We start from the raw sequence: 23,062 nt of genomic DNA on the forward strand, positions 1-23,062 counted from the left end.
CTGATTTTCATTGAGTTCGACTTAATCAGCTGTTTAACTTGTTTTAGAGAGCTGATTAATTATTTAAAACAATGAATCAATCAAATTCTGATTCTGACTATTCATATTGCAAGGTTCGAAGTTTTAAAATAAAACAAACAAAAAAGTGACGCAAATTGTCATAAATAGACGGTTCTGTATGGACATTAAAACGATATTTTGAGTAAAATGCGCTAAATTTAAGTAGATAATCTATAAAAAAAGATGGCGAATAATATCTTTCAAGCTTTAGAAAGCTTGGGCCTGACAGCACAAAAACGTGCGATTCACGCCCAATTTTCCAACACATCTTTAAATAATCAAGTTTTCTTACAACGTATAGATGGTCTGCATCAGCTCAATCATGGCATTGATCTACAATTACTCTGTCTTTCAACCAATGCGGTTATTCCTTTAAAAAGTTTTATTGGCAGTCAAGTGGCCATTGATATCGTGACCGATAAAGCGGAACTGACACGTATCTCAGGCATTATTACCCAAGCTGATATTGGGGCCAGTGATGGTTCGCTGACCATTTATCGTTTAGGTGTACAAGACCCGACCGCCTTGTGGAAGCATCGTCGTAACAGCCGTGTTTTTATGGCGAAATCTGTCGTGGATGTTGTGCAGACCATTTTTTCTGAATGGCAGCAACGCAGTCCCTTATTTGCTTCCAGCCTGACTCTCGATAAAAGCGGACTCACTCAGGACTACGATGTCAGGCCGTTCATCATGCAACATAATGAACGAGATTTTGACTTTATTCAAAGGCTTTTGGCTTCGGAAGGCATTAGTACTTTAATTGATGAAGCACAGCTGAAAGTATCTAGTTCAAGTGAACAGATTCAGCCGCAGAAACTCAGACTCATTGATGACAATAATCAATATAAGGCCCTAGAGCGCCGTAATATTCGTTTTCATCGTAGTAGTGCGACTGAAATACAAGATAGCATCACTGCATTTGTGGCACAGCGTTCCCTGCAACCAAGTGCGGTACATGTACAGCGTTGGCAAGCGGATGCCTTAGAACAAGAAGAAGGAGCAGGCAGTGTTCAGAGTAAACATTATCAGAGCGATCAACATGATAACCAACAGCTTGCGTTAGAACAGGCATGGCATTTTTCACCTGCTTGGATTCAGGATTTAAAAGGTGAGGATGGCGCGACCAAAGCGGGTAATGCTCAAATTGAAAAACTGAATCAGAACTTAAGTCAGTATTATGACTCACAGGCCAAGCAGTTTGTTGCGACATCAACCGTTCGCGATACTCCAGTGGGCTATTGGTTTGAACTCAATGAACATCCTGAAATTGATCAGCATCGGGGTTCAGATAAAGAGTTTTTAATATTTTCTAAAACTTTTTATAACCAAAATAACCTGCCTAAAGATTTAACGGATCAAGTCGCAGCTTTGCTTCAACAAAGCAATTGGCAAAGCAGCCCTTTTCAGCATGCGGTTTCGGATGAACGCCAAGCCAATCAATTGATATTACAACGACGTAATATTGGTCTGGTTCCTGAGTATAATCCGTTACAACATCGGCCTGCGACCCATCCACAACGTGCCAAAGTGGTAGGGCCAAGCGGTGACGAAATTTATGTGGATGAATGGGGGCGGATTAAAGTTCGCTTCCTGTTCACCCGAGCAGATGACCACAGTCATGATAGCGGTGCCGGTGCCAATGACAACGATACTGACTCTGCATGGGTGGATGTATTAACGCCGTGGGCAGGTGAAGGCTACGGTGCACGATTCTTGCCTAGGATTGGTGAAATCGTAGTGATTGATTTCTTTGATGGCGATATTGATCGGCCCTTTGTGGTTGGGCGGATTCATGAAGCACAGCGTAGCCCGACCAAGTTTGACCATGCCGGTAAACTACCTGATACCAAAAAACTGGCAGGGATCAAATCCAAAGAGTATCAAGGTGAAGGCTTTAACCAGTTACGCTTTGATGACACCACAGGACAAATCAGTGCGCAACTGCAAAGCAGCCATGCCACCAGCCAACTGAATCTGGGTAAACTCAGCCATCCAAAAGATAAGGCTGAAAGTGAAGATCGGGGTGAGGGTTTTGAGCTACGGACCGATCAATGGGGGGCAGTGCGTGCAGGCAATGGTTTACTGCTCAGTACCCAAAAGCAGGATCAGGCGCAAGGAGAGCATCTCGATGCCGAACCCGCCAAGCAACAGCTAGAAGGCAATCAGAACAATGCCAAGGCTTTAAGTGAAGTCGCCAAAAATCAGCAAACCGATGAAATTGAGTCTTTAGAACAGTTAAAAGAATTTGCAGAACAGATTGAAGCAAAGATTGCCAAATTTAATAAAGCATTGTTGTTGCTTCATTCGCCAGCAGGTATTGGTTTAAGCAGCAATGAAGATATTCATGTGTCTGCAGATGGGCAAATCAATCAGATTGCAGGCGATAGTATTAACCTGAGTACGCAGAAGAATCTGATTGGCCATGCTCAAAATCGAATTAGCCTGTTTGCTGCTCAGAATGGGATTAAGCAGGTGGCTGCCAAAGGCAAGTTTGAGGTTCAGGCTCAGTCAGATGGACTAGATTTGCTCGCCAAACAAGGCATTCAGATCATTTCCACTGAAAGTCAGATTCAGATTAGCAGTCCGAAAGAAATTGTGATTACCGCAGGCGGTTCTCAAATCAAGCTGAATGGCTCAGGTATTTTTCCTGTGACGGGTGGCAAGTTTGAGGTGAAGGCGGGGCAGCATTTGTTTATGAGTGGCTCAAGCGTCAGCGCTCAATCCAGTTTGCCACCACCACCAAAACGCGGGCAAGGTGTTTTGGAACTTATCCATGATTATGCACATGGCGAATTTGTAAAAGGTGCAGGCTACACCGTGACAGATACTTTAGGGAAAGTCGTTAAAGGTAATTTGGATGATAAAGGCTTTGCTCGAGTTTCAGGCTTGGCAACAGGTGCAGTAAAAGTTGTATTTGAAGATGATCAACGTGATCCTTGGGATAAGTCGAGTGATTTTAAACGTGAAGTTGAATGGCCTAATAAAAATGATGAAGATTTAGAACAATCTGAATCACTTTTAGCCAGTGTGAGTAAAAAAGCTCAAACTGCATTAGGTGGTTTTACCAAGCAACTTACTGACCCCAAAACCTTAATGAAGAATATTCAATTAGCACAAAAAATTAAATCTGATGGTGCTAAAACTTTGCTACCAATGCTCAATAATCAATTACAGGGTGTGGTATCAGAGAAAATTTCAAGTTTATTACCGAATACAAAATCAAATGGTAGCCTAGCTAGTTTAGGTGGGGGATTTGTTGCTTCGCAAAAAAGTGAAGTTAATCCTTCAAATATCAGCGGTATAACAACAAATGTTTTACCGCAATATTTAAAAAGCCCATTTGATAAGAACTAATAGAGAAAAAATACAATGGCTCAACCAAAAACAGAAGTTGTAAAACCCCTCAATGAAGTATCTATTAAAGATATCAATAATTCAAAGCAAAAAATTGATAAGTGGTTACTAGACCATACTCACCAACTCGTTGGTTTGAACTTAGTTAGCAATGTATTAGGGACTGTACCGATTATTGGGAATGTTATGGCTGCAATTGATGTAGTTACAGACATTTTCCAAATTTATGAAAAAGGTTATCAGAATGCTGATGTTTTTGATTGGACAACTGTAGGTATTGATTTAATAGGTGTTGCTCCTGTACCAGGTACAACAGCAATTCGTACCTCAGCTCGACCTGCATTGTTTTTAGTACGCCAGGAAGTAAAGAGGGTTGGAAAAGCTGCGTTAGCTGAAGCGGTAATTACTGTTATTGGTAAACATTTAAATGATCAAGTTGCAGGGAATATTGAAAAATTTTGTGCATCGGGTTTGACGCAACTCAACTCTATTTTAGGATCATGTGGAAATACCATTCAAGGAGCAACTACTGAAATTAATGGAGGAATTGTTCGTGTGGTGACACAGGGTAAAGTGTTTACCAATGCTGGTGCAAATGCGACACGGGCACAACAACAAGCTGCAGGAGTTGCTAAAGGATTAAAAAGTGGAGATCTTGTCCGAGCAGGTAAAAACTTAGTTTATATGACTGAAAACTGGGGTAAGGCACTGTTTAAAACTAATGTAAATAACAATGCTAAAGTCGTTTCAATGCTTGTTCCGCCACATTTAAAACAGCCCGTTTTAAATGTGGGTGCAACAATCAGTAAAGTAGGTGTGACTGCCAATGCCAAAATCAGAAAACTCGGAAATAAAGCTGAACCGCAAACAATAGGATGGTTATTTGAGATATTGAGATTAGGCGCTTCTCGATTCAGAAAGACGAAGTCAACTCAAGTGAAAAACACACAGACAACGCAGGCAAAAAATGCAAAGAACAATAATAAATTAGAAAAATCTAGGGATGAACATCCTGCAACTAACAATGCCAATAAATGTAAAAACTGTAAGGGTGGAACAGGCGGTTCTATCTCATTTGCAATGGGAACTGAGTTTTTAACGCATGATGATGCACTGATTCATCCATTAGTGGTTGAGCCACTGGCTCGTTCTTATATTTCGAACCTATATCAGTATGACCAATCCATATTTGGCGCACGTTGGACCACGCCATTTAGCAGTAAAATTGTACAATGTAGTCAATATAATGAAAAAGAACCAAAACAAAATATTGAACTGAAAGGTTGGGAGTATATTGGAATAGATGGTCGTCCTATCAAGCTACGTGAATTAAAGGTTGGGCAAAGCTTTTACGATGAAATTGAAACTTTTACCTATACAGTAGTTTCTGATGATATTCGTGCAATTACATTTGGTTCAAATGAATCTCGTTATTACCAAAAATATAAAAATGAATTTAGACTAGTTTCTATAGAGCGCCAAAATGGATTTAGCGTAGGTTTACGTTATGATCATCGCATTGATGATGAAAGCTATTTATCCGATATTATATTTAAACAAGAGCAAAATATCTTAGCGCACCTTGCTTTAAAGCTGAATCAAAACAAATTGGTTGATGAAATATGGTTGGTGAAGGATGGGCAATTAGAACGTCAGTTATCTGCATATCTATACAATGATCAAGCTGATCTGATCCAAGCAACCAATGAATTTGGTGCTTCTTACCAATATACCTACCAACACCATCTTCTTACTCGTTATACAGACTTGACAAAACGTGGTATGAATTTGAAATGGGATGGAAAATTACCAAGTTCAAAGGCTATTGAAGAGTGGGCGGATGATTATAGTTCGGCAAGAAAACTTGAGTGGGATGAGAATGTACGTGTTACTACCGTAACTGATATAGATGGTAATGTGACCGAACATTACTACGGCATTACAGGCTATACCTATCGTATTATTTATCCAGATAATTTACAGGAATGGTTTTTTAGGGACGATGCAAAAAATATTACCTCACATGTGGCTACAGATGGCACAGAAACAGTTTATAGCTATGATGAACGAGGTAATGTCCTTACGACAACGCAAGCAGATGGTGCAACAACTTACTTTGAATATGATGACAAAGATAATTTGATTGGGATGGTCGATGCAGAGCAAGGTCGCTGGTTTAAACAATACGACGGTTCGGGTAATTTAATCAAAGAAATTGATCCACTAAAACATGAAACAGCCTATGCCTATAACGCAATGGGGTTAGTGACCAATATCACTGATGCTAAAGGCGGACGTAAAGCTTTAGAATATGATGATCAAGGCAATTTACTGAGTTATACCGATTGTTCAGGCAAAGTAACCCAATGGCAATATGATGAGCGAGGACGAGTTAAGTCTGTTGAAAATGCATTAAAACAAAAAGTTGAATATTTCTACACTGAATTGACTACAGAAAAACGTGAACCTTTGATCAACGGTTTAGCCTTAAATGCCTTTGGGCAATTAGAAAAAATTAAGCATGCTGATGGTTCTATAGAACATTTTGTGCATGATGCTGAAGGACGATTGCTTGCTCATATAGATCCGAAGCAACACATCACGAAATATGAATATGATGCAGCTGGATTAATTAGCAAACGCACAGATGCTTTAAATCATACTTTAAAATATCAATGGGATCGTTTAAGCCGTTTAAAGCGATTAACTAATGAAAATGGTGCAAACTACGAATTCATTTATGATGCAGGCGGGCGCTTAGTTAAAGAAATCGATTTTGATGCTAAAGAAACTCTTTATCAATACGATGAATTGAATGGTCGTTTGACTACAAGTATTGAAGTTGCATCTGCCTATGGGCAAGATCTGAAAGATCGTGCAGCACCCAAAGATCGAATTCAACAATTCATTTTTGACAGTATGGGACGTTTGGAACAACGAACAGCAGGCTATGGTCACGATGGTTTAGAGCTTGAAGCAAAACAAACCGAAGAATTTGCTTATGATTATTTAGGTAATCTCATACAAGCAAAAAATGCCGAGAGTAATTTACAGTGGTTCTACGATGCTGCTGGCAATGTAATCAAAGAACACCAACAGGATTATAAAACGCATAAGACAGCGGTATGGAAGCATAGTTATGATGAAATCAATGATCGAATCAAAACCATACGCCCTGATGGACAAAATATAGATTGGCTGACCTATGGTACAGGTCATGTACAAAGCCTGATTGTGAATGGACAGGATTTAGTGAGTTTTGAGCGAGATGACCTACATCGTGAAGTTGTTCGCCACTATGCAAATGGGGTTAGCCAAGAGCAACAGTTTGACTTAGCAGGGCGATTACACAGCCAAATCATGCTCAATGAGCATGACAATGGTTACCAAAACCAATACAAAGTCCCAAACCAAGAAAAGAACAATGCACTACAACAAACTAGCCAATTGGTACAACGACTATATCAATACGATAAAACAGGTGAGCTGACAGCGATCAAAGATACACGTCGTGGCAACATTGCATATAAATATGACCCTGTTGGACGCTTACTTGAAGCCAGTAGTAAACTCGGTAAAGAAACCTTTAGTTTTGACCCTGCCAGCAATATTATTAATCGTTACAACGATGATAAAGCCAAAAGCCATCAACATATAGCGGAACAAAAAGGCTATGGTTATAACCGACTCGTCAACAATGTTGTAAAGGAATACTTAGACCAACAATACCAGTATGATGCATATGGGCAATTGATTCGACAAAAATCCAGTCAGGGTGATTTAAACCTTGAATGGGATGTTTACGGACGAATGATCAAGAGTCGAAACAACCAATTTACTGCAGAGTATCGCTACGATGCGTTAGGTCGTCGTATCCAAAAACGTAGTAAGCAGCATCATACAGGGGATGAACATAACATCATCTATGGTTGGGATGGCGATACACTTGCCTATGAATCGACAGAGCAAGCAACTAAACACTACATTTACGAAAAAGACAGCTTTGTGCCGATGTTACAAGCGGTGTATTCAAGTCCGATAGAATTGCATCAAACCCCAGATTGGACAGATCAGCAGTATAGTGTCTACAAAGATCCCTTGTGGAAAACGATGAAACAAAGCCGAGACTTTGATGCTATCTGGTTCTACCATTGTGATCATTTAGGTACACCACAAGAAATGAGTGATGACTCTGGTGCTGTCATTTGGAAGGCGGAGTATAAGGCGTGGGGTGAGTGTAAGACTGAGAAGGCTAAATCCAATTTCTTTGAAAACTCAGAAATCATCAGTAATAACATTCGTTTTCAAGGGCAGTATTTTGATGAAGAAACTGGGCTGCATTACAATAGGCATCGTTATTATTCACCTTATGTGGGGCGGTTTGTTAGTAAAGATCCCATAGGGTTGCTTGGTGGTATAAATATTTATGCATATACTGCTAACCCAGTACAGTGGATAGATCCATATGGATTGGCACCTTGTAACTTAGTGAGATATAAGCCTGATAAAGTCACTCCAATGGCTGGAAGTAGACAGGATGCAATTGATAGGGCATGGGCCTTAGAAAAGCAGTTGATCCAAACAACAGGTAGTGGAACAAGAGATTGGAGTGCAACTGAATTAAGTGCAATATTACGTACACCTAGTGGAAGTGGAAAAGGAAAGTTGTCTTCGGTAATGTCAAATTTAGGTTATACAGGACATCATATCAATAGTGTAAAAAATAATGGAGCATTAGGAGAAAATTGGAAAGGTGACCCAAGAAATATTGTATTCTTAGAAAACCCAAAGCATCCAAATAGTAGCCCTATGCCAAATGCATATAATGAGCATTTTCATTCAAATCAAGGTCATAGAGGAAGTACCACAAATGTATCGCGTGGAAGACTAATTGATCGCGAAACGATGATTAATCAGTTTAACAAAGGCTGTAAAATTTAATTTTTAGGAATAGATATGAATCTTATCAATTTATTGGAAAAAATTAGTATAAATAATCAAAAGATATATGGTGAATCATCATTTTTGATTAAGAAAAGTGAGCCAGATAATGATCAATTTTTAATTTATAAAAATTCTATTCCTGAATGTGATTTCAATATTGATATTGGAGGAAATATTAATGATTTTCTAGGAAGTGATTCTATTCAAGAAATTCAGTATATGTTTAGTGATATATTCGATAGAGATAGTACAGTGTTTTTAACACAGCATGATACTAATATTGTTTATATTGAGAATGAATCTGGAAAAGTTGGAGCATGCATTGCAGGTGACACACTTCATATTATTTCAAAAAATATATATGGTTTCTTAGAGGCAATTAATTTAATTCAAGAGCTAATTATTAATAAATATAATTTAAATCCTAGAAAAGATAGTGGTGGGTATGTTGAAGGATTTATTAAAGAAGTTAGGGCGAATTTGGAAATACAAGCGGCCGTTGAAGATATAGAATATTTTATAGAGTTTTTTTATGAATAAGATGATCACAGGTGTAAGTCTATTTACTTTCGTTTAGCTATTTATAAATACAATAAACTCAACAATGCTTCTGTCTAAACAGGTGGAAGCATAAATTTTATGCTATATATTTTAAAAATCAGCTCAATTCACCATTAATGCTTTACGTTATCTCAAAATAAGCTCCACGTAGGTAAGCAGCCTTTACTAAAATGGAAAGATTTTAGTAAAAATGCTAAAAGTTCAAATAATTGTGGTAAGGGACATATTTTCTTTGATAGTAAAGGTGCAGTACCTCCGTTAAGGAAAGGTGAATAAAATGAATAAAGAAGAATTGTATAACCTATCTAAAGAAAGATTGTATATAATATATCAGGATCTAAAATCATCAAATGTTGATAAACATATTTTGAATTCTATTCAATTTTTTGATGTTATACCTAGCGAGTCAATTTGGGAGAATTATATTTCTAAAAATGAAAATAAAGTAATTCATTTTGATAATGATTTGATTTTAAGTGAAAAATATAGGAATTACACTGATTTTGAAAAAGCATTAGATGATTTAAAGTGGTTTTCTGATGATAATAAATTGTTTTTTTTATTTTATAATAAGAAAAACGCTATTTTATTTGATGTTGTTTTTTTAGATTTAATTATAAAAAATCAAATTTTTTAGATAATGAGGATTATTTGTTATATTGTTTTGATACGAAAAAAATTATTACAGGTGGGTGGCAAGGTTTTGCAATTTGGGAAAGGGTTGCTGATTAATTTGAATATTTTGGTTCAATGTTTTATGTCTGTAAAATTTAAAGTATCACCTCTTGAAGAGGAAGTGATCGCATATTACAATAAAAATTGATTTTATATAAATAAAAAAACCAGTTAAAATACTGGTTTTTTTTATTGCTAGTTCTAATTCAAGGTCAATGTTTCGACTAAGAAATAGGATTACATCACAATTTCTATCGTTATTATTAGCCGTATATGGGATGATTCGTTAGTCGTGATTCTATTGGGTTAGATGGTGGCATTGATTCCTATCAATATGCTCCAAGTTCTACACAATGGATCGATGTATTAGGTTTGAATAAGTGTTTTATTGGGAGTATAAAGCAGATGCCCAATAAAGCATTTGAGCTGAAACGATTAACTCCACATTCTAAAGAGTGGATGGAAGCAATTGTTGTCGTGAAAAAGCAATAGCTCTATTAATAGTGCAATTAAAAATGCAGCAAGAGGAGCTTAAAATGACTAAGCAATTAGAAGAAAATGTTAATTCATTAATTATAAATTTTTTAGAAAATGGTGGTTTTTTGGAAAATCCATTAAATGAATCAAAATTAAACTTCGAATACCTCAAGATTAATGATCCGATATTAGCGGATAACATTTTTAATTTTCGAATAGAAAGCTATGGGCAAGTAGAGCTTCAAGAGTGGGATGTGGTTAGATCAGATGAAATTGTAAATATGGATGAGTTGTATATGGAGAAAAATAATGATATTGATGGTTTAACAACTAAAATTTTTAACTTCGTAGGAAAAAAAATGAATGAAAGAGTTATTCATGATCCGAAGTTAAATGAAGCTATCCCATACTTAATTGATAGCATTTATGATGATTTTACAAAGATTATTTTTAATGACTATACAAAACTAAATAATAATTTTTTTAATGAAGTACTTGCAGTCTACTTAGCAGGAGGCTGGCCATGTGGATGGGAGGGGAAATACCCCGAAGGCCGTTTAATAGTATTTTCAAATGAATAAACTGAAAGACTGAACCCATATGTTTTAAATTATACAAAGCTCAGTGATAAGTCATTGAGCTTCTTTATATTGGATAATTTATTGTGGAAAGCCACAAAAAAAGCCGAGGCTTTGAGGCCATCTGATTCTACCATTATGATCATTTAGGCACGTCACAGGAAATGAGTGATCAGTCTAGTACGATCATTTGGAAGGCGGAGTATAAGGCGTGGGGTGAGTGTAAGGCTGAGAAGGCTAAATCAAATTTCTTTGAAAATTCAGAAATCATCAGTAATAACATTCGTTTTCAAGGTGCATGAGTAAAGACAGAGCATTGCTCTGTCGGAAGCGCAATGATCAAAAAACAGGCTTGTTGCATTACAATGGTTATTACTCGTTTTATGATAAGTAAAGGCCGATTGAGCTGTTAGGGGGAAATAATACGTATATGTTTGTTAAAAATCCAATTACAGGCACATCATATTATTCCTGAGGAAATTTGGGCTAAACCTAAGGGCTTCCTAGATGATATTGGTATTGGTGGGAATAGAGTTAAAGCTGAAAATGGGGTATTAATGCTAGATAGTGAAGCTAAAGCGAAACAGATGAAACGTAAATTATATCATTGCGGATCGCATCCACTATATTCAGCAGCAATTAATCAAAAGCTAACACAGATTGAAAGAGAGTTTGGAGATAAAAAATAACTGCTTCACAAGCTAGGTATCAAGTTGCGAAATTACAAAAAAGTATGAGACTTGCTTTATCAGTACTAGGGTCTAAACCAATTAGATTAAGTTAGGTTTAATAATATGAATTATTATGTTTTAAGTGCTACACAGAGTGACATCTGTCCAATTTCACTTTCTGAGGAAGCTGTTCTATATAATCATAAAGAGCAGATTGATTCTGAATTTGAGTATGGTTCTCTTCCATGGTATAGCTATAAAACTAGCAAAAACTGTGAACTACCAAGACATGGTGTTTTAGTATTAAAAAATAAAAATACTAAAATTTCTTTTAGAAATATCAATGCTGATATTTATGTTGTAGATAGTTTTTTTAAAGAAATTTTGCAAAATTATATTAATGTTGATTTCTTTGAAGTTGAACTGGTTTCCAGTCAGTTGGATAAAATTGATAATAATGATTATTATATTTTTAGGTTTAACGAATTTTTAAATTATAGTGATGTTTTTGATTTAAATAAATCTGTGTATAGGTTGGATGGAGATTTCTTGGTTTTGGAAGAACCTCATTTGTTGGAAGAAGTAAGTGTAAATATATTTAAGATAAATAAAATTGACTCAGCACAAGATACTTTTTTTATAAATGAAACTGTTAAAAGTGAAATTGATAGAATTAATTACAAAGGTATAAGAGTTGAAGATGTTACTACTGCAAAATGGAGAGATTCTGGTGATTTTAGTTTTATGCTCTTAGAGGAAAGTGAGGTAAATGAATTTATATGGCCCATCTGATAGACTAAATTCATAAGCCTGACGCTTTACTGTTACTAAAGATACGTGTGTGGCTAAAGGTAGAACAGCTGCTAATCCTCATTTAGGTGCAGGAGGCGGAACGCAATACTTTATCGAAAACTCAGATAAAATGAACTTAGTTTCTACTGGGAGAATTATTGGGTGTGAGAGGTAATGAATTGAATTTAGATGTTTTAATTGACCAAAGGGTTTTAAGGGTTGGGAATTTTTTTCTTGATTTTGATGTTGAAAATGACCGAGGAACAATTAGGTCTAATTTAGTAAATAAAGATGATTTAGATAGCCTTATCTATTTGAGTGATAATGTATGTGTGGAAATTCTTAGTGAACAAGGAAGAACTATTTATATTTTATTTAATACGCCTGAGTTCTTTGATGCTAATTTACTTCACTCAAAAATTTTAAAAAGATTTAAGAAGAAGTATAAATTTAATGATGAAGATTTTATTGTTATTCATCCTGCGAGAGTTGCTTTGAAGCAAGATAAAACGAAATGGAATAAAGTTGAATTAACTTATGATCCCAAGCAGGGAGATATATCTTTAATACTTGAATATTAAATGTTATCTGTGAATGGAGTGTAAATTTGTTCAGTACGATGCTTATGATTAATTGGTACGTCAAAAGTCATCTAAAGGGGACTTGTACCTTGAGTTGGGTGTTTTTGGACGATTGATCGAATGCCGTAATGCAGAATACACCGCAGAGTATCGTTATGATGCTTTAGGACGACGTATTCAGAAACGTAGTAAGCAGCATCATACAGGTGAAGAGCAGAATGTGATTTATGGCTGGGATGGCAATACTTTGGCCTTTGAATCCAATGATCAGATCACCAAGCATTATGTGTATGAGAAGGATAGTTTTGTCCCTCTATTGCAAGCAATCTATCGTGAACCGATTGAGCTTGTACAAACACCTGATTGGACAGATCAGCCTTATCATATTGCCAAAGATCCTTTATGGCGTAAGACCGCCCCAGCAAAATCTTTAAATGATATTTGTTTTTATCATTGTGATCATTTGGGCACGCCTCAGGAGATGAGTGATGCTCAAGGTCAAATGGTCTGGAAAGCTGAATATAAGGCATGGGGTGAGCGCGTATCGGCAAAGTCCGCATCTAACTTTTTTGAAAATTCAGAAATCGTCACCAATAATATCCGTTTCCAAGGTCAGTATTTTGATGAAGAAACAGGTTTACATTACAACCGTTATCGATATTATTCGCCATATGTAGGACGTTTTATCTCTAAAGATCCGATTGGGTTGTTGGGTGGTAACAACGTTTATGCTTACGCGCCAAACCCTGTAAGTTGGATTGATCCTTTAGGGTTAACGGATGAACAGTATAATGGAAATGTATACCGTGGTATGAAGGTAGATGCAGAAGGTAAGCCAATAGTTTATTCTGGGCCAACAACAAATACACAAAATGCTGCAAACTCATTAGGAGTAAGGCCTGGAGAGGGGGGGATGTCTGGTGCTACCACTATTGATAGCCTACCTCCTCATAGAAAACCTGTACAAGATGGTGGTACGATGAAAGGAGCTAAGACCTTTTCTATTGAATCGAATGATTTAGATAAACATGGTCTTAAAGCAGTTAATGATCATCAAAATCATATTAGTATTGAAAGAAAAAATACTAATATGAGTCAAGAAGATTATGAAAAAGCTTTAGCTAATACAAAAGATCAGTGGGTGCCTTGTGGAAATTCTTAATGTAAAAGATAAAGTTGGAAAATATCTAGGAAAACTAGATAATTATGATGACTTAAAAAAATTTTTTAATTTCTTAATTAAAGTAAAGAATGTTAATTCTATTAGAAAAGATGATTTATATAAGGCTCTTCTGTTGCTAACTGAGGATTTAGATCAGGATTCAATACAGTATGCAATATTAACAGATACTATGGATTATTTTGTTGGCCATTATTCTGTTTTAAAAGAAAATAGTGATGAGTATTTTTTTGTAAAAAGTCTGAATTCTTGAAAGTTGTTAATATTTTTTAATTTTTAGCTTTTCTTTTAAATAAGTTGATTAAGAAGTTTTTAAGTTAAAGAGAATATTTGAATAATGTGGAAAGTCTGCTTAATTGAGATTTAGTAGAAGATAGCTTGCAATTTTCTAAAGATCTTATAGGGAATAAAATGCTTATGCCCCGAATCCAGTGGAATGGGAAGCTCCGAGAGGATTAATGAAAAGAAAAAGCGATAAAACCACGGGAAGTGGAAGTACTTCTAAGAAAACTTCTCCATGTCCTAAAAAACAGATCCTTGTAATGGTAAAGATCTTTTAACCTATGATAGCGAATGCTAGGTCTACAAATAAATATGGTGGAGATGATCATAGATGTTAAGGTTTTATTTTGATACTGTTCCAGATTTTATCGATATACCCGATAATTTTAGAAATAACTCTGGAGTTATTATTATTGGTGAAAAGGGTGATTTGTTTAATTTTTTTGATTTAGAAATTAATAAATATTTTTTGAAAGAAAATTTTTTAGTTAATTATTCTGTAAGAATTAGTGATTTTGATTTTTTGGAAAAAATTTTGGATTTTAAAGGTGCTTTTGGTCAAAATAAATATTTGAATTACAATAAAAGTAAATTTTACAGTGAAAAGTTTTATATTGGTAAGAGTCTTTATTATTATGATGTTTCAAAGTATAAGGATTTTTTTGATGAAAACCTAAATTTATTCAGAAGTGGTTTTTCTGGTTTTTGTTTTTTTTCAGATAAACTGGTTGGTGATAAGGTTAAATATGTGTTTCCTTTGGATTTTGTAAATAATTATTACGGAAATCTATATCTTAATTTCCCTGAGAATTTCTTGGATAATTGTAACCTAGTTAACAGGGTTGATGAGTTTCTAATTAAAAAGGAATATTTGAATGGAACAGGAAAGGTGCTAGGGATTGATTTTTATGCAAAGTATTTGATGGTCGATCGGAATGAGGTGATGGTGGTTAAAAGTTTAAGTTGATTTTTTACTGTTTTTAATTTCTTTTTAGACAATTTTTTATAAATACGGCTATTTAATTATTGGTTAATTAAAAAATAAATTCTTTGTTATTTTGAGGAGGATTGTAGTGGAGGTCGACGAGAAGGGAATTCTGCATTTAATTGATAAAAATATATGTGAATACAGTGAGCTTCAATATGCAATTTTAAATGGTGATGGTAATGTTATTTCTGAAGGTTATTCTATGTTTTCGCACAGAATTGGAAAGTATTATGAAAATTCGAAAATATTAGCGAATAGATTAACTTATGATAATTATCTTTCTTTTTAAACAATGAAAGTAAAGACGTAAGATGTTCTATTTTGACTCTTATTAGGGATAGTTTTACACTGCATGATTCTAATATAAGTTTGATGGAGTGTATTTTAAATATTTCTATTGATGGTAGTGATGAGGAAAGAGTGATAGTTAATACAATACTAAATGAAGAAATAGTAAATTTTTATAAGAATGAAGTTGATCGTATTTTAGTTGGCTTTGTTGAAAACTCTGGAAGTAAATATTTTTATGATTACTATACATTTAATTATTTGTATGAGTTGTTGGTTAGATTTGAGAGTAAGGATTTAATAGATAGGCTGCTCATGATAGGGAAGAGTAGTAATATAAGTGAAATCAAAGAAGCATACGAAGAAATAATTGAGGATTTAATAATAAAAAATATATGAAGATGATATTTTTCTAAATTTTTTAAAGATTTTATTTATGATTAAGTTTTCTTGAAATGAATATTAACAATCTGAAGTTAGTAGTGTTTACAAGCTTTTTAGGTGCTATTGCAAATAATGTAAGAGCAGTAGCATTCGACTTTAATGATGAAACTATATTTGTTTATGTGTATTTAGATGTTGAACCCAAAGATGAAGATTATGAAATAATTGATATTGCTGTTACAGAAATAATGGCAGCTTATCCACAGTTTTTAAAACAAAAAAATTCTTTAGAAAAGTCAGAAAAGCCAATAGGCAAGTTGCTTTCATATAAAGGTTGGGTTTTTTGTCGATATGAAGAGTAAAGCTAGTCTAGTTATGGTTAAGTTTTTTTATGAAGCTGGAACAAATTGAAACTGCAGATATGGATATAAAAAGTATAAAGATTTATGGTGATAAGTTTTATATTTTATTTTCAGCAGTTTATGATATATGTTTAAAACAATATGTGGAAAATGTAGAGTTGATTTTTTTAATTGGACTTCATTCAATGTTGAAATGTATGATAGTAGTATTGAAGAATACAAACAACTTGATTTACTTGAAATAAATAAAGGTAAAGATTTATTTACTTTAATTCAGGTTGTAAATATCTCTGATGATAAGGTTGAGTTAGAGGGCTTTAATGACGATGGTGCGTGGAATAAGGTTGTCTTTTTCAATACTTCTTATAGTTTGAATGTTATTGATATTGCTTGATTAGAAGTAAATATGAGTGTATTAAATTTTAAAAATAAAATAGTTCAGCTGTTAGAAAATAATGGTAGTGATGAGGATGTTGATAATGTATTAACTGACTACATTAATGAAGGGGGACGAGAAATGAAGTTTATAAATCTTTAAATGAATTTTTTTTGATGGAAGAAAGTATGATTCAAAAAAATATAAAATTACAAGATCAATTCGATTATTTGGGTGAGTTACAAACAACAATCATAGGATATTGTTCACCTAATTCTATTGTAAAATTTAAAAATGAACCTACCACTAATATGGATGATTTTTTAAGTTATGTTCGAGGTGAGAAATGGAAGGTTTAAAATGGTATATGAATGATAGATAAAAATATTGAATTGAATATCTATAAAACTGTAGATTTTTTTCTGAAATGCATTAATGAAAAAAATAAGGATAGTTTGTTATCTGATTTTGAGGTTACCTTAACAATGTATCAAGAGTTAGAGGATACTCTTAACAATTATTTTGATGGTGATTATAAGCTATCATTGATTCCTTTTGATGAAATTCATTTAAAGGAAGTAGAAAATATGCCTATATTTGAATTGAATGAAATGGACGATGGTGAATATGTTTTAGAGTGTGTAGTGTATAACTATGAAAAAGATACTTCATTGATACTTCAAGGGAATGTTGATTTAACTAATGGTAATGTACATTTTTTTGATCCTTTGTTTAAGTCATGAGGTGATGTTTTTAATAAGGAAGCAAGGACTAAGTTCTAGTTTAGAAGAGCTTTCGATAAGAACGTGACAAGTAAATGGTAAAGTTGATACATCAACTTTACCGACAAGGCTTAGTTATGAAAATGATCATTTAAGTATGTTTTAATATATCCTGCAAAAGATATAACATTTGGTGAATACCAGTCTAAATTCAATTCCATAGCAGTGAAGATAAAAATGATAAGTTTTAAAATGGTTAATTATTTAAAGCAAAAAAATGCTTGGTTTGAAGATGTAAATATCGATTGTGAAAGATATAGGGAGATTCTGAAAGAGTTGAATTTGGATACTAGCTCTGATTTTGGCATTTTCTATACACATGCAGAGGAAAATCCAGGAGGTTTTTATTCAAAAAAATTTGAATTATGGCAAATATGTTGGATGTATGAAAATAGTGATTACAGAGTCATTAATAATAGTTTAAGAAGAAGTTTGAGTTTAAATGATAATTATTATGTAATTTCAGAGTTTGAGGGAGAAAGAGCATATTTTTATAATAAAGAGGAAAATAGTGTCGAAATAATTGGTTACTCTGAAAATGGAGTGGATGTTATTGAAAAGTGGGAATCATTTAATGATTTCTTAGAATGGTATTTTGGGGTTTAATTTAGCTTTATAAGAGTCAATTGATCTAGAAACTGAATATAAGGCGTGAGATGAACTCGTTTCTGCAAAGTAACGCTTTGCACAAGTGCAAGACCTTGCGTCATATGATTCATATGCTCAAAGCAGCAAAGTCAGCATCTAACTTTTTTGAAAATTCAGAAATCGTCACCAATAATATCCGCTTTTAAGGTGCATGAGCAAAGACAGAGCATTACTCTGTCGGAAGCGCAAGGATCAAGAAACAGGTTTATATTACAACCGTTATCGTTATTACTCGCCTTATGTGGGGCGCTTTGTAAGTAAAGATCCGATTGGGCTGTTGGGTGGATTTAATGTCTATGCTTACGCGCCGAATCCTGTAGATTGGTTGGATCCATTGGGTTTGAAAAAGCATTGTGGTACAGTTTATAGAGCATTAACGGAAAATCAGACTAAAGAAGCTTTGGCAAAATTACCTCTTACACCTAAGACTACAAACAACCCTCATACAGTCCAAGAACATGTTGAAAATGGGAAAAATAGGACTCAATTTATATCAACTACAAAGTCAATAGTAACAGCTCAATTTTACGCAAAAAGACATGCTGCAAAAATTGTCGCTATTAATTTATGTAAAATAGATGATTCTAAAGTAATTGATATATCCGATGGGGCAGGGTTGACAAATAAAGGAAAACAAAGAGCAAGAAATTGGGCAATTAAAGATCAAGAGGTATTGATTAGAGGCCCGATTCCATCTAACGCATACCGAATTATAAACTAAGGTAATTAATCATGAAATTTGAAGAGTTTAGTCAACTTATAGATAGCCTTTCAGAACAGGAAGAGTATGAAAAAGTTGATACAATTTTAGATGAAAAAATAAATGAAATTGTAAATTTAGAACCTGATGAAGTTAAAAAATATTTAGCACTTTATGCATCGTTAGCTGGAGATACAGAATCTTTAGATCGGTTTGACCGATTGTTTAATAAAGCAGTCCTTTTGGGGAGGGTTCAAAAAACTGAATTAAATAAATATGAAGCTTTATCCCCTTGTAATAGATGGTTGTAATGAATAAACATGAGACAAAAAAGATAATATATAATCAGAGACAAAATTGGAGATTATTTTTTAATAAAAATGATCTCCAAATTAATGATGAGCTTTTGATTTTTATCCAGAAACTTCAATAATTTTACAAAATATTGAACTAAAAGAAACTCTTAAGATAGAAAGTGGAAGAGAGGTTGAAAGGATTTTTTTTGAAAACTATCTAGATAATTTTAATGATGATGAACAACTATATTTGGTTTTTCCTGATGTTACATTAGGATCTAACTTTTATAATACTAATCTTCCTATTTTGAAGGATGTGAAAAATAATTTAAAAAAAATATTAAAAATATTCAATTGATAGAAATTGATTATTTGGCAATAACTAATTTGAATTTTTATAATTTTGTTAAAGTGGAAGGGTATGCAGATTATCCAAATGAAAGTAATGGTTTTTATGATGGAATTATATATGATTACTTCATTCAATCCAATTAAATGCAAAATACCTTGTCAGTTTTTATAAATTCTATTCTTTAAACTGAGACTTTCTGTGGAAAACGATGAAACAAAGTCGAGACTTTGATGATATCTGGTTCTACCATTGTGAACATTTAGGCACACCACAAGAAATGAGTGATGACTCTGGTGTTGTCATTTGGAAGGTGGAGTATAAGGCATGGGGGAGCTCGTTTTTGCAAAGCAACGCTTGAGTGTAAGACCTTACGTTATATGACTCATATGCTCGAAGTGGAAAAGCTGAAAAGGAAAATACGACATAAATAATGATAACATTTCTTGAGCTGATCAGAGAATAACTATGGCCGCAAGATTAAAGAATCGTTGCCATAAGTCATATTTAGGAACACCAAGCGGGAAATTTAAAGTTAACAGTCCAAAAGGCGATTATGAGTTATGAGTAATAAAGAGTGGCGCGAACTTTTTAATAGAAATGAGTATCACGAAATCACGGGATCTTATCTTTTAGTTATTGAGGATGCTAAGCGAAAATTTGAGGAAATTTCCAAAGGGGAATGGGATCTGAAGAAATATGTAGTGTGGTTACAAATTTCAAATAATCAAAAATATGCATCAATAGGTTTTATTCCAAACGTTGAAAATTTTATTGATGGAATACCATTTGAAATTCCTAATCAAGGAATGTATCAAAACGGACGGGGTGTACAGTTTTATTACGAAATTTATAATGTAGAACTTAAAGAAACTGTCTTTATGAGGTGATTAATATATAAGAGTGAACGATCTAAAAGTAAGCCAGCCATATGAAAAATCATTTTGTGGTTGGTTTTTTATAAAATTTATTTCTAAGATTTTTTTAATTTTTATTTTCATGATGTGTGATTTTTAGTTAAAGCTTAGAAGTAAATGTGAATTGGTTTTTTTGATATTTTTATATTTATATTTATATTTTAGTTTATAATGATTTGATTAAGTTGCTGATACGAATTTTATGCGAAAAAGATCCTGAAAATTATTCTTGTTTTGATGTCATGTAAGGAAGTTGTGATAAATCGCATGTTGTAAAACTTCATAGTAATGAAAAAAATTTATAACTCTTTTGAAGAGGAACGCGTAGTGATTATTCCTTCATTTATTGATAAATTTTTATTAAATAAAGTTGAATTGAGTACTATTGATTTGGAACAAAGAATTATTAGTTTAGGGTTGATGGTGGAAAGCTATGGTGTTATTAACAGTGAAACAAATAAATTGTTTTTAAAAGTTGAAGATGATAGAGAAACTATTATTAATATTATATCTGATTTTTTAACCACAAAAAAATCTGATGAAATTGTTCAGGTGTTTTGGTCGAATTTTAATAAATATTCTATTGTGTGTGATATAGAATTTGTTATTGAAAATATAAGTAATATTTTTGATGAGGATTGGGATTTTTGGATAATACAAAGAGATAATCAGTGGGTGGTTGAGAATTATCATGAGGAGATATTGTCTATCTATGTGATAATTTGATTTTTAGTTGACCTATTTAAAAAATAGAGTTTGAAATTTTATATGAATTTAGAGTTTTGATTTTCTTGGTGTATTGAAAAATACCCAACAAATACGTGTATAATTTTTCAGAAAATTGACTAAGATGATTAAGAGAATTTCTACAGTAGATTTGAAGTTAACTGATATTCCAGTAAGTTATAGTTGGGGGTATTGCTGTGGAAGAGGAAAAGTTAAATACCCTACTTGATTACTGGTTTGTTTTTGAAAATAAAAACATAGGAGTTAATGATGATTTGAGAGATTTTTTAAAGAATAATGATTTTAGTGATATTGTTAGAAATTCAGAATTTTTTTATGAGATTGTTGTTTTGGGTAGGTTGGGAAATAATAAAATATATAACAATTCATACATATCAAAAAAAATATTAAAATATTTTGGCATCTTTGAGGATGTGGGGGAGATGAAAAAATAATTTATATAAGTGCCCATGCTGTGATTTTTTTCTTTGAAGAAATTATCTGAATATGAAGTTTGTCGTGTTTGTAAGTGGGAGGATGATGGAAGTGAAGAGTTAGCGTATTCCTTTTCAAAATGAGTACTTAGTATGAGTATAGAAGAAAATTTTTTAAAATAATGAAAATTCTTTATTGGAGCAAAGATTTATTAAGTAGTCTTTTATGGGGTGTATTAGTTTTATTAAAAATAATATTTATTTAAAGGCGCATGAGAAAAATAGAGTAGTGCACATGGCGGTAGAATTTTTGAGACAGGTAAAGCTTTTGATGATGGACGAGTAAGTGATTTTGACATAGCAGTAATTCAACCCGAATTATTTGAAAAAGCAAAAAAAATGGGCTTAGCAAAAGGTAATCGTACATTACCTATAGAAGCAAAATCAGTAGAAGCAAATAAACTTGGTATTAATAGTGTGCTTTAAAAGATGTCAAAATTAGCAGGTGGAAGGGATGTAAACATTATGATATTTGATAGTCCAGAAAGTGCAAAAGCAAAAGCAGAAGGCACAAGAATTCCCGCTAATTGTATGTAAGGTACGAAATGAAAAAAACTTTTATTTAACATATACTTCAAAGATAAAAATAGTTGAAATATCAAATTTTTTTGAAAAAAAATTTGATATTTCATTTGTTGAACATAGTAGTGATTACTTAGAAGATTATTACTCGTATGAGGGGTTGTTCTGCGATGATCTTAAATTATTAAATAATAAATTGCCTGATGATGATTTTCAGATAACCGATAGTGAAGTCATAACTATTTTAAAATTAGGATTTTTTAATGGGAAAAACAAAGAAAAGCAAAGTAGGTGTGAATTTATGAAGGGACAATTGGAGAATGTAGATGAGTTAAGTCTATATTCATTTGATATTTTTGAAGAATGATTTTTTAGGTGTATATTTTTTTAATAATATTTATTTTGTGGTGTCAAATTTTTTAGTTAAAGCGTATAAATAAATATGAATTGGTTTTTTTGATATTATTGTATTTATGTTGAAATGTTGTTTTTCGTTGAAGGGAAAACCACCCAATATATGAGAATAGAAGTCTCATCAACGAATGAATTTCATTGGCATCCCATTTCGAAGCAACGTTATGATAGTTATATGAAAAAGGTAGTGAAATGAACGCAAATAACTTGGAGTTTTTTTTAAATAGCCAGCAATTAGTACCTTTGAAAATTTTATCTAATTGGGTGGTTGTTAAAAATTATCTTTATAATATTAATCTTGATTGGTTAAATAATTTGAATGAAGATGATAAATTTCAAATGTCAGAAATTTATTTGTACAAAAATATTTTTTATGCAAAATTTGATAGAAAAATAAATAACTTAGCTTATAGTTTTCTTGTTGATATTTCGATTTACCCTGAAGTTGATGGTGAGACTTACAAAAGTTTTGAATATGAACTAGGTTTAGGTTTGTATGAAGTCTCAAAAAAAATAGATTGGTTGTTATGAAGACTTATACATTGAATAATATTTTAGATGTAGCATTTTTTTTAAATCTTATCTTTCTGGATGTTTATCATAAGTTAGATGACTATGTTGCTGATGGAAATAACGATTTATTTGTTAATATAGAGAATTT

At 33.1% G+C, this 23,062-nt stretch carries 23 protein-coding genes and 4 pseudogenes; all 27 read left to right on the top strand.

Annotated features, from left to right (window positions below):
- Positions 1-243: 243 nt before the first annotated feature.
- The 27 genes and pseudogenes from V6E90_RS01865 to V6E90_RS01990 all read left to right on the top strand — a co-directional run bounded on the left by V6E90_RS01865 (position 244) and on the right by V6E90_RS01990 (position 22,932).
- Complete coding sequence (locus tag V6E90_RS01865) at positions 244-3,414, top strand: type VI secretion system Vgr family protein (protein WP_332604347.1); 3,171 nt, start codon at positions 244-246, stop codon at positions 3,412-3,414.
- Positions 3,415-3,429: 15 nt separating this feature from the next.
- Complete coding sequence (locus V6E90_RS01870) at positions 3,430-8,355, top strand: RHS repeat-associated core domain-containing protein (protein ID WP_332604348.1); 4,926 nt, start codon at positions 3,430-3,432, stop codon at positions 8,353-8,355.
- A 15-nt stretch (positions 8,356-8,370) separates the two neighbouring features.
- Positions 8,371-8,898, top strand: a complete 528-nt coding sequence (locus V6E90_RS01875) for a hypothetical protein (protein WP_016660702.1) — start codon at positions 8,371-8,373, stop codon at positions 8,896-8,898.
- Between the two features lie 298 nt (positions 8,899-9,196).
- Complete coding sequence (locus tag V6E90_RS01880; RefSeq protein ID WP_332604349.1) at positions 9,197-9,556, top strand: hypothetical protein; 360 nt, start codon at positions 9,197-9,199, stop codon at positions 9,554-9,556.
- 574 nt (positions 9,557-10,130) lie between these two features.
- Entirely contained in the window at positions 10,131-10,652 is a 522-nt protein-coding gene (locus tag V6E90_RS01885) for a hypothetical protein (RefSeq protein WP_332604350.1), read from the top strand.
- 125 nt (positions 10,653-10,777) lie between these two features.
- Positions 10,778-11,433: pseudogene (locus V6E90_RS01890) on the top strand (AHH domain-containing protein); the annotation flags it as partial.
- 10 nt (positions 11,434-11,443) lie between these two features.
- Positions 11,444-12,112 carry a hypothetical protein gene (locus V6E90_RS01895; RefSeq protein ID WP_332604351.1) on the top strand — a complete coding sequence of 223 codons (669 nt, stop codon included), beginning with the start codon at positions 11,444-11,446 and terminating at the stop codon, positions 12,110-12,112.
- 164 nt (positions 12,113-12,276) lie between these two features.
- On the top strand, positions 12,277-12,693 hold the full coding sequence (locus V6E90_RS01900) for a hypothetical protein (protein ID WP_332604352.1): 417 nt from the start codon (positions 12,277-12,279) through the stop codon (positions 12,691-12,693).
- A gap of 31 nt (positions 12,694-12,724) precedes the next feature.
- Positions 12,725-13,477: pseudogene (locus V6E90_RS01905) on the top strand (RHS repeat domain-containing protein); the annotation flags it as partial.
- Between the two features lie 364 nt (positions 13,478-13,841).
- Positions 13,842-14,126 (top strand): hypothetical protein, encoded by a 285-nt coding sequence (locus V6E90_RS01910; protein WP_332604353.1) that lies wholly within the window; start codon positions 13,842-13,844, stop codon positions 14,124-14,126.
- A 360-nt stretch (positions 14,127-14,486) separates the two neighbouring features.
- Positions 14,487-15,122 (top strand): hypothetical protein, encoded by a 636-nt coding sequence (locus V6E90_RS01915; protein WP_332604354.1) that lies wholly within the window; start codon positions 14,487-14,489, stop codon positions 15,120-15,122.
- A gap of 342 nt (positions 15,123-15,464) precedes the next feature.
- Positions 15,465-15,830: a hypothetical protein gene (locus tag V6E90_RS01920; protein WP_332604355.1), complete on the top strand. Its 366-nt coding sequence runs from the start codon at positions 15,465-15,467 to the stop codon at positions 15,828-15,830.
- 56 nt (positions 15,831-15,886) lie between these two features.
- Positions 15,887-16,177 (top strand): hypothetical protein, encoded by a 291-nt coding sequence (locus V6E90_RS01925; protein ID WP_332604356.1) that lies wholly within the window; start codon positions 15,887-15,889, stop codon positions 16,175-16,177.
- Positions 16,178-16,304: 127 nt separating this feature from the next.
- Positions 16,305-16,571: a hypothetical protein gene (locus tag V6E90_RS01930; protein ID WP_228704156.1), complete on the top strand. Its 267-nt coding sequence runs from the start codon at positions 16,305-16,307 to the stop codon at positions 16,569-16,571.
- A 12-nt stretch (positions 16,572-16,583) separates the two neighbouring features.
- Positions 16,584-16,715 (top strand): hypothetical protein, encoded by a 132-nt coding sequence (locus V6E90_RS01935; RefSeq protein ID WP_332604357.1) that lies wholly within the window; start codon positions 16,584-16,586, stop codon positions 16,713-16,715.
- 14 nt (positions 16,716-16,729) lie between these two features.
- Positions 16,730-16,912: a hypothetical protein gene (locus V6E90_RS01940; RefSeq protein ID WP_065342581.1), complete on the top strand. Its 183-nt coding sequence runs from the start codon at positions 16,730-16,732 to the stop codon at positions 16,910-16,912.
- 12 nt (positions 16,913-16,924) lie between these two features.
- Positions 16,925-17,296, top strand: a complete 372-nt coding sequence (locus V6E90_RS01945) for a hypothetical protein (RefSeq protein ID WP_332604358.1) — start codon at positions 16,925-16,927, stop codon at positions 17,294-17,296.
- 231 nt (positions 17,297-17,527) lie between these two features.
- On the top strand, positions 17,528-17,941 hold the full coding sequence (locus V6E90_RS01950) for a hypothetical protein (RefSeq protein WP_332604359.1): 414 nt from the start codon (positions 17,528-17,530) through the stop codon (positions 17,939-17,941).
- Positions 17,942-18,060: 119 nt separating this feature from the next.
- Positions 18,061-18,326 (top strand): annotated as a pseudogene (locus tag V6E90_RS21820) (RHS repeat-associated core domain-containing protein); the annotation flags it as partial.
- Positions 18,327-18,715: 389 nt separating this feature from the next.
- Positions 18,716-18,994, top strand: a complete 279-nt coding sequence (locus V6E90_RS01960) for a hypothetical protein (protein ID WP_332604361.1) — start codon at positions 18,716-18,718, stop codon at positions 18,992-18,994.
- Between the two features lie 527 nt (positions 18,995-19,521).
- A pseudogene (locus V6E90_RS01965) lies at positions 19,522-19,677 on the top strand (RHS domain-containing protein); the annotation flags it as partial.
- 214 nt (positions 19,678-19,891) lie between these two features.
- Positions 19,892-20,218: a hypothetical protein gene (locus V6E90_RS01970; RefSeq protein ID WP_016660699.1), complete on the top strand. Its 327-nt coding sequence runs from the start codon at positions 19,892-19,894 to the stop codon at positions 20,216-20,218.
- A gap of 354 nt (positions 20,219-20,572) precedes the next feature.
- Positions 20,573-20,971, top strand: coding sequence for a hypothetical protein (locus V6E90_RS01975; protein WP_332604363.1), 399 nt, complete (start codon positions 20,573-20,575; stop codon positions 20,969-20,971).
- A 197-nt stretch (positions 20,972-21,168) separates the two neighbouring features.
- Positions 21,169-21,426, top strand: coding sequence for a hypothetical protein (locus V6E90_RS01980; RefSeq protein WP_332604364.1), 258 nt, complete (start codon positions 21,169-21,171; stop codon positions 21,424-21,426).
- A 33-nt stretch (positions 21,427-21,459) separates the two neighbouring features.
- Positions 21,460-21,549 carry a hypothetical protein gene (locus V6E90_RS21825; RefSeq protein WP_442881242.1) on the top strand — a complete coding sequence of 30 codons (90 nt, stop codon included), beginning with the start codon at positions 21,460-21,462 and terminating at the stop codon, positions 21,547-21,549.
- A 403-nt stretch (positions 21,550-21,952) separates the two neighbouring features.
- Positions 21,953-22,354: a hypothetical protein gene (locus V6E90_RS01985; RefSeq protein ID WP_332604365.1), complete on the top strand. Its 402-nt coding sequence runs from the start codon at positions 21,953-21,955 to the stop codon at positions 22,352-22,354.
- A 239-nt stretch (positions 22,355-22,593) separates the two neighbouring features.
- Positions 22,594-22,932: a hypothetical protein gene (locus V6E90_RS01990; RefSeq protein WP_332604366.1), complete on the top strand. Its 339-nt coding sequence runs from the start codon at positions 22,594-22,596 to the stop codon at positions 22,930-22,932.
- Positions 22,933-23,062 lie beyond the last annotated feature (130 nt).

The sequence above is a fragment of the Acinetobacter sp. ESBL14 genome (assembly GCF_036668815.1).
Classification (GTDB): Bacteria; Pseudomonadota; Gammaproteobacteria; order Pseudomonadales; family Moraxellaceae; genus Acinetobacter; species Acinetobacter gyllenbergii.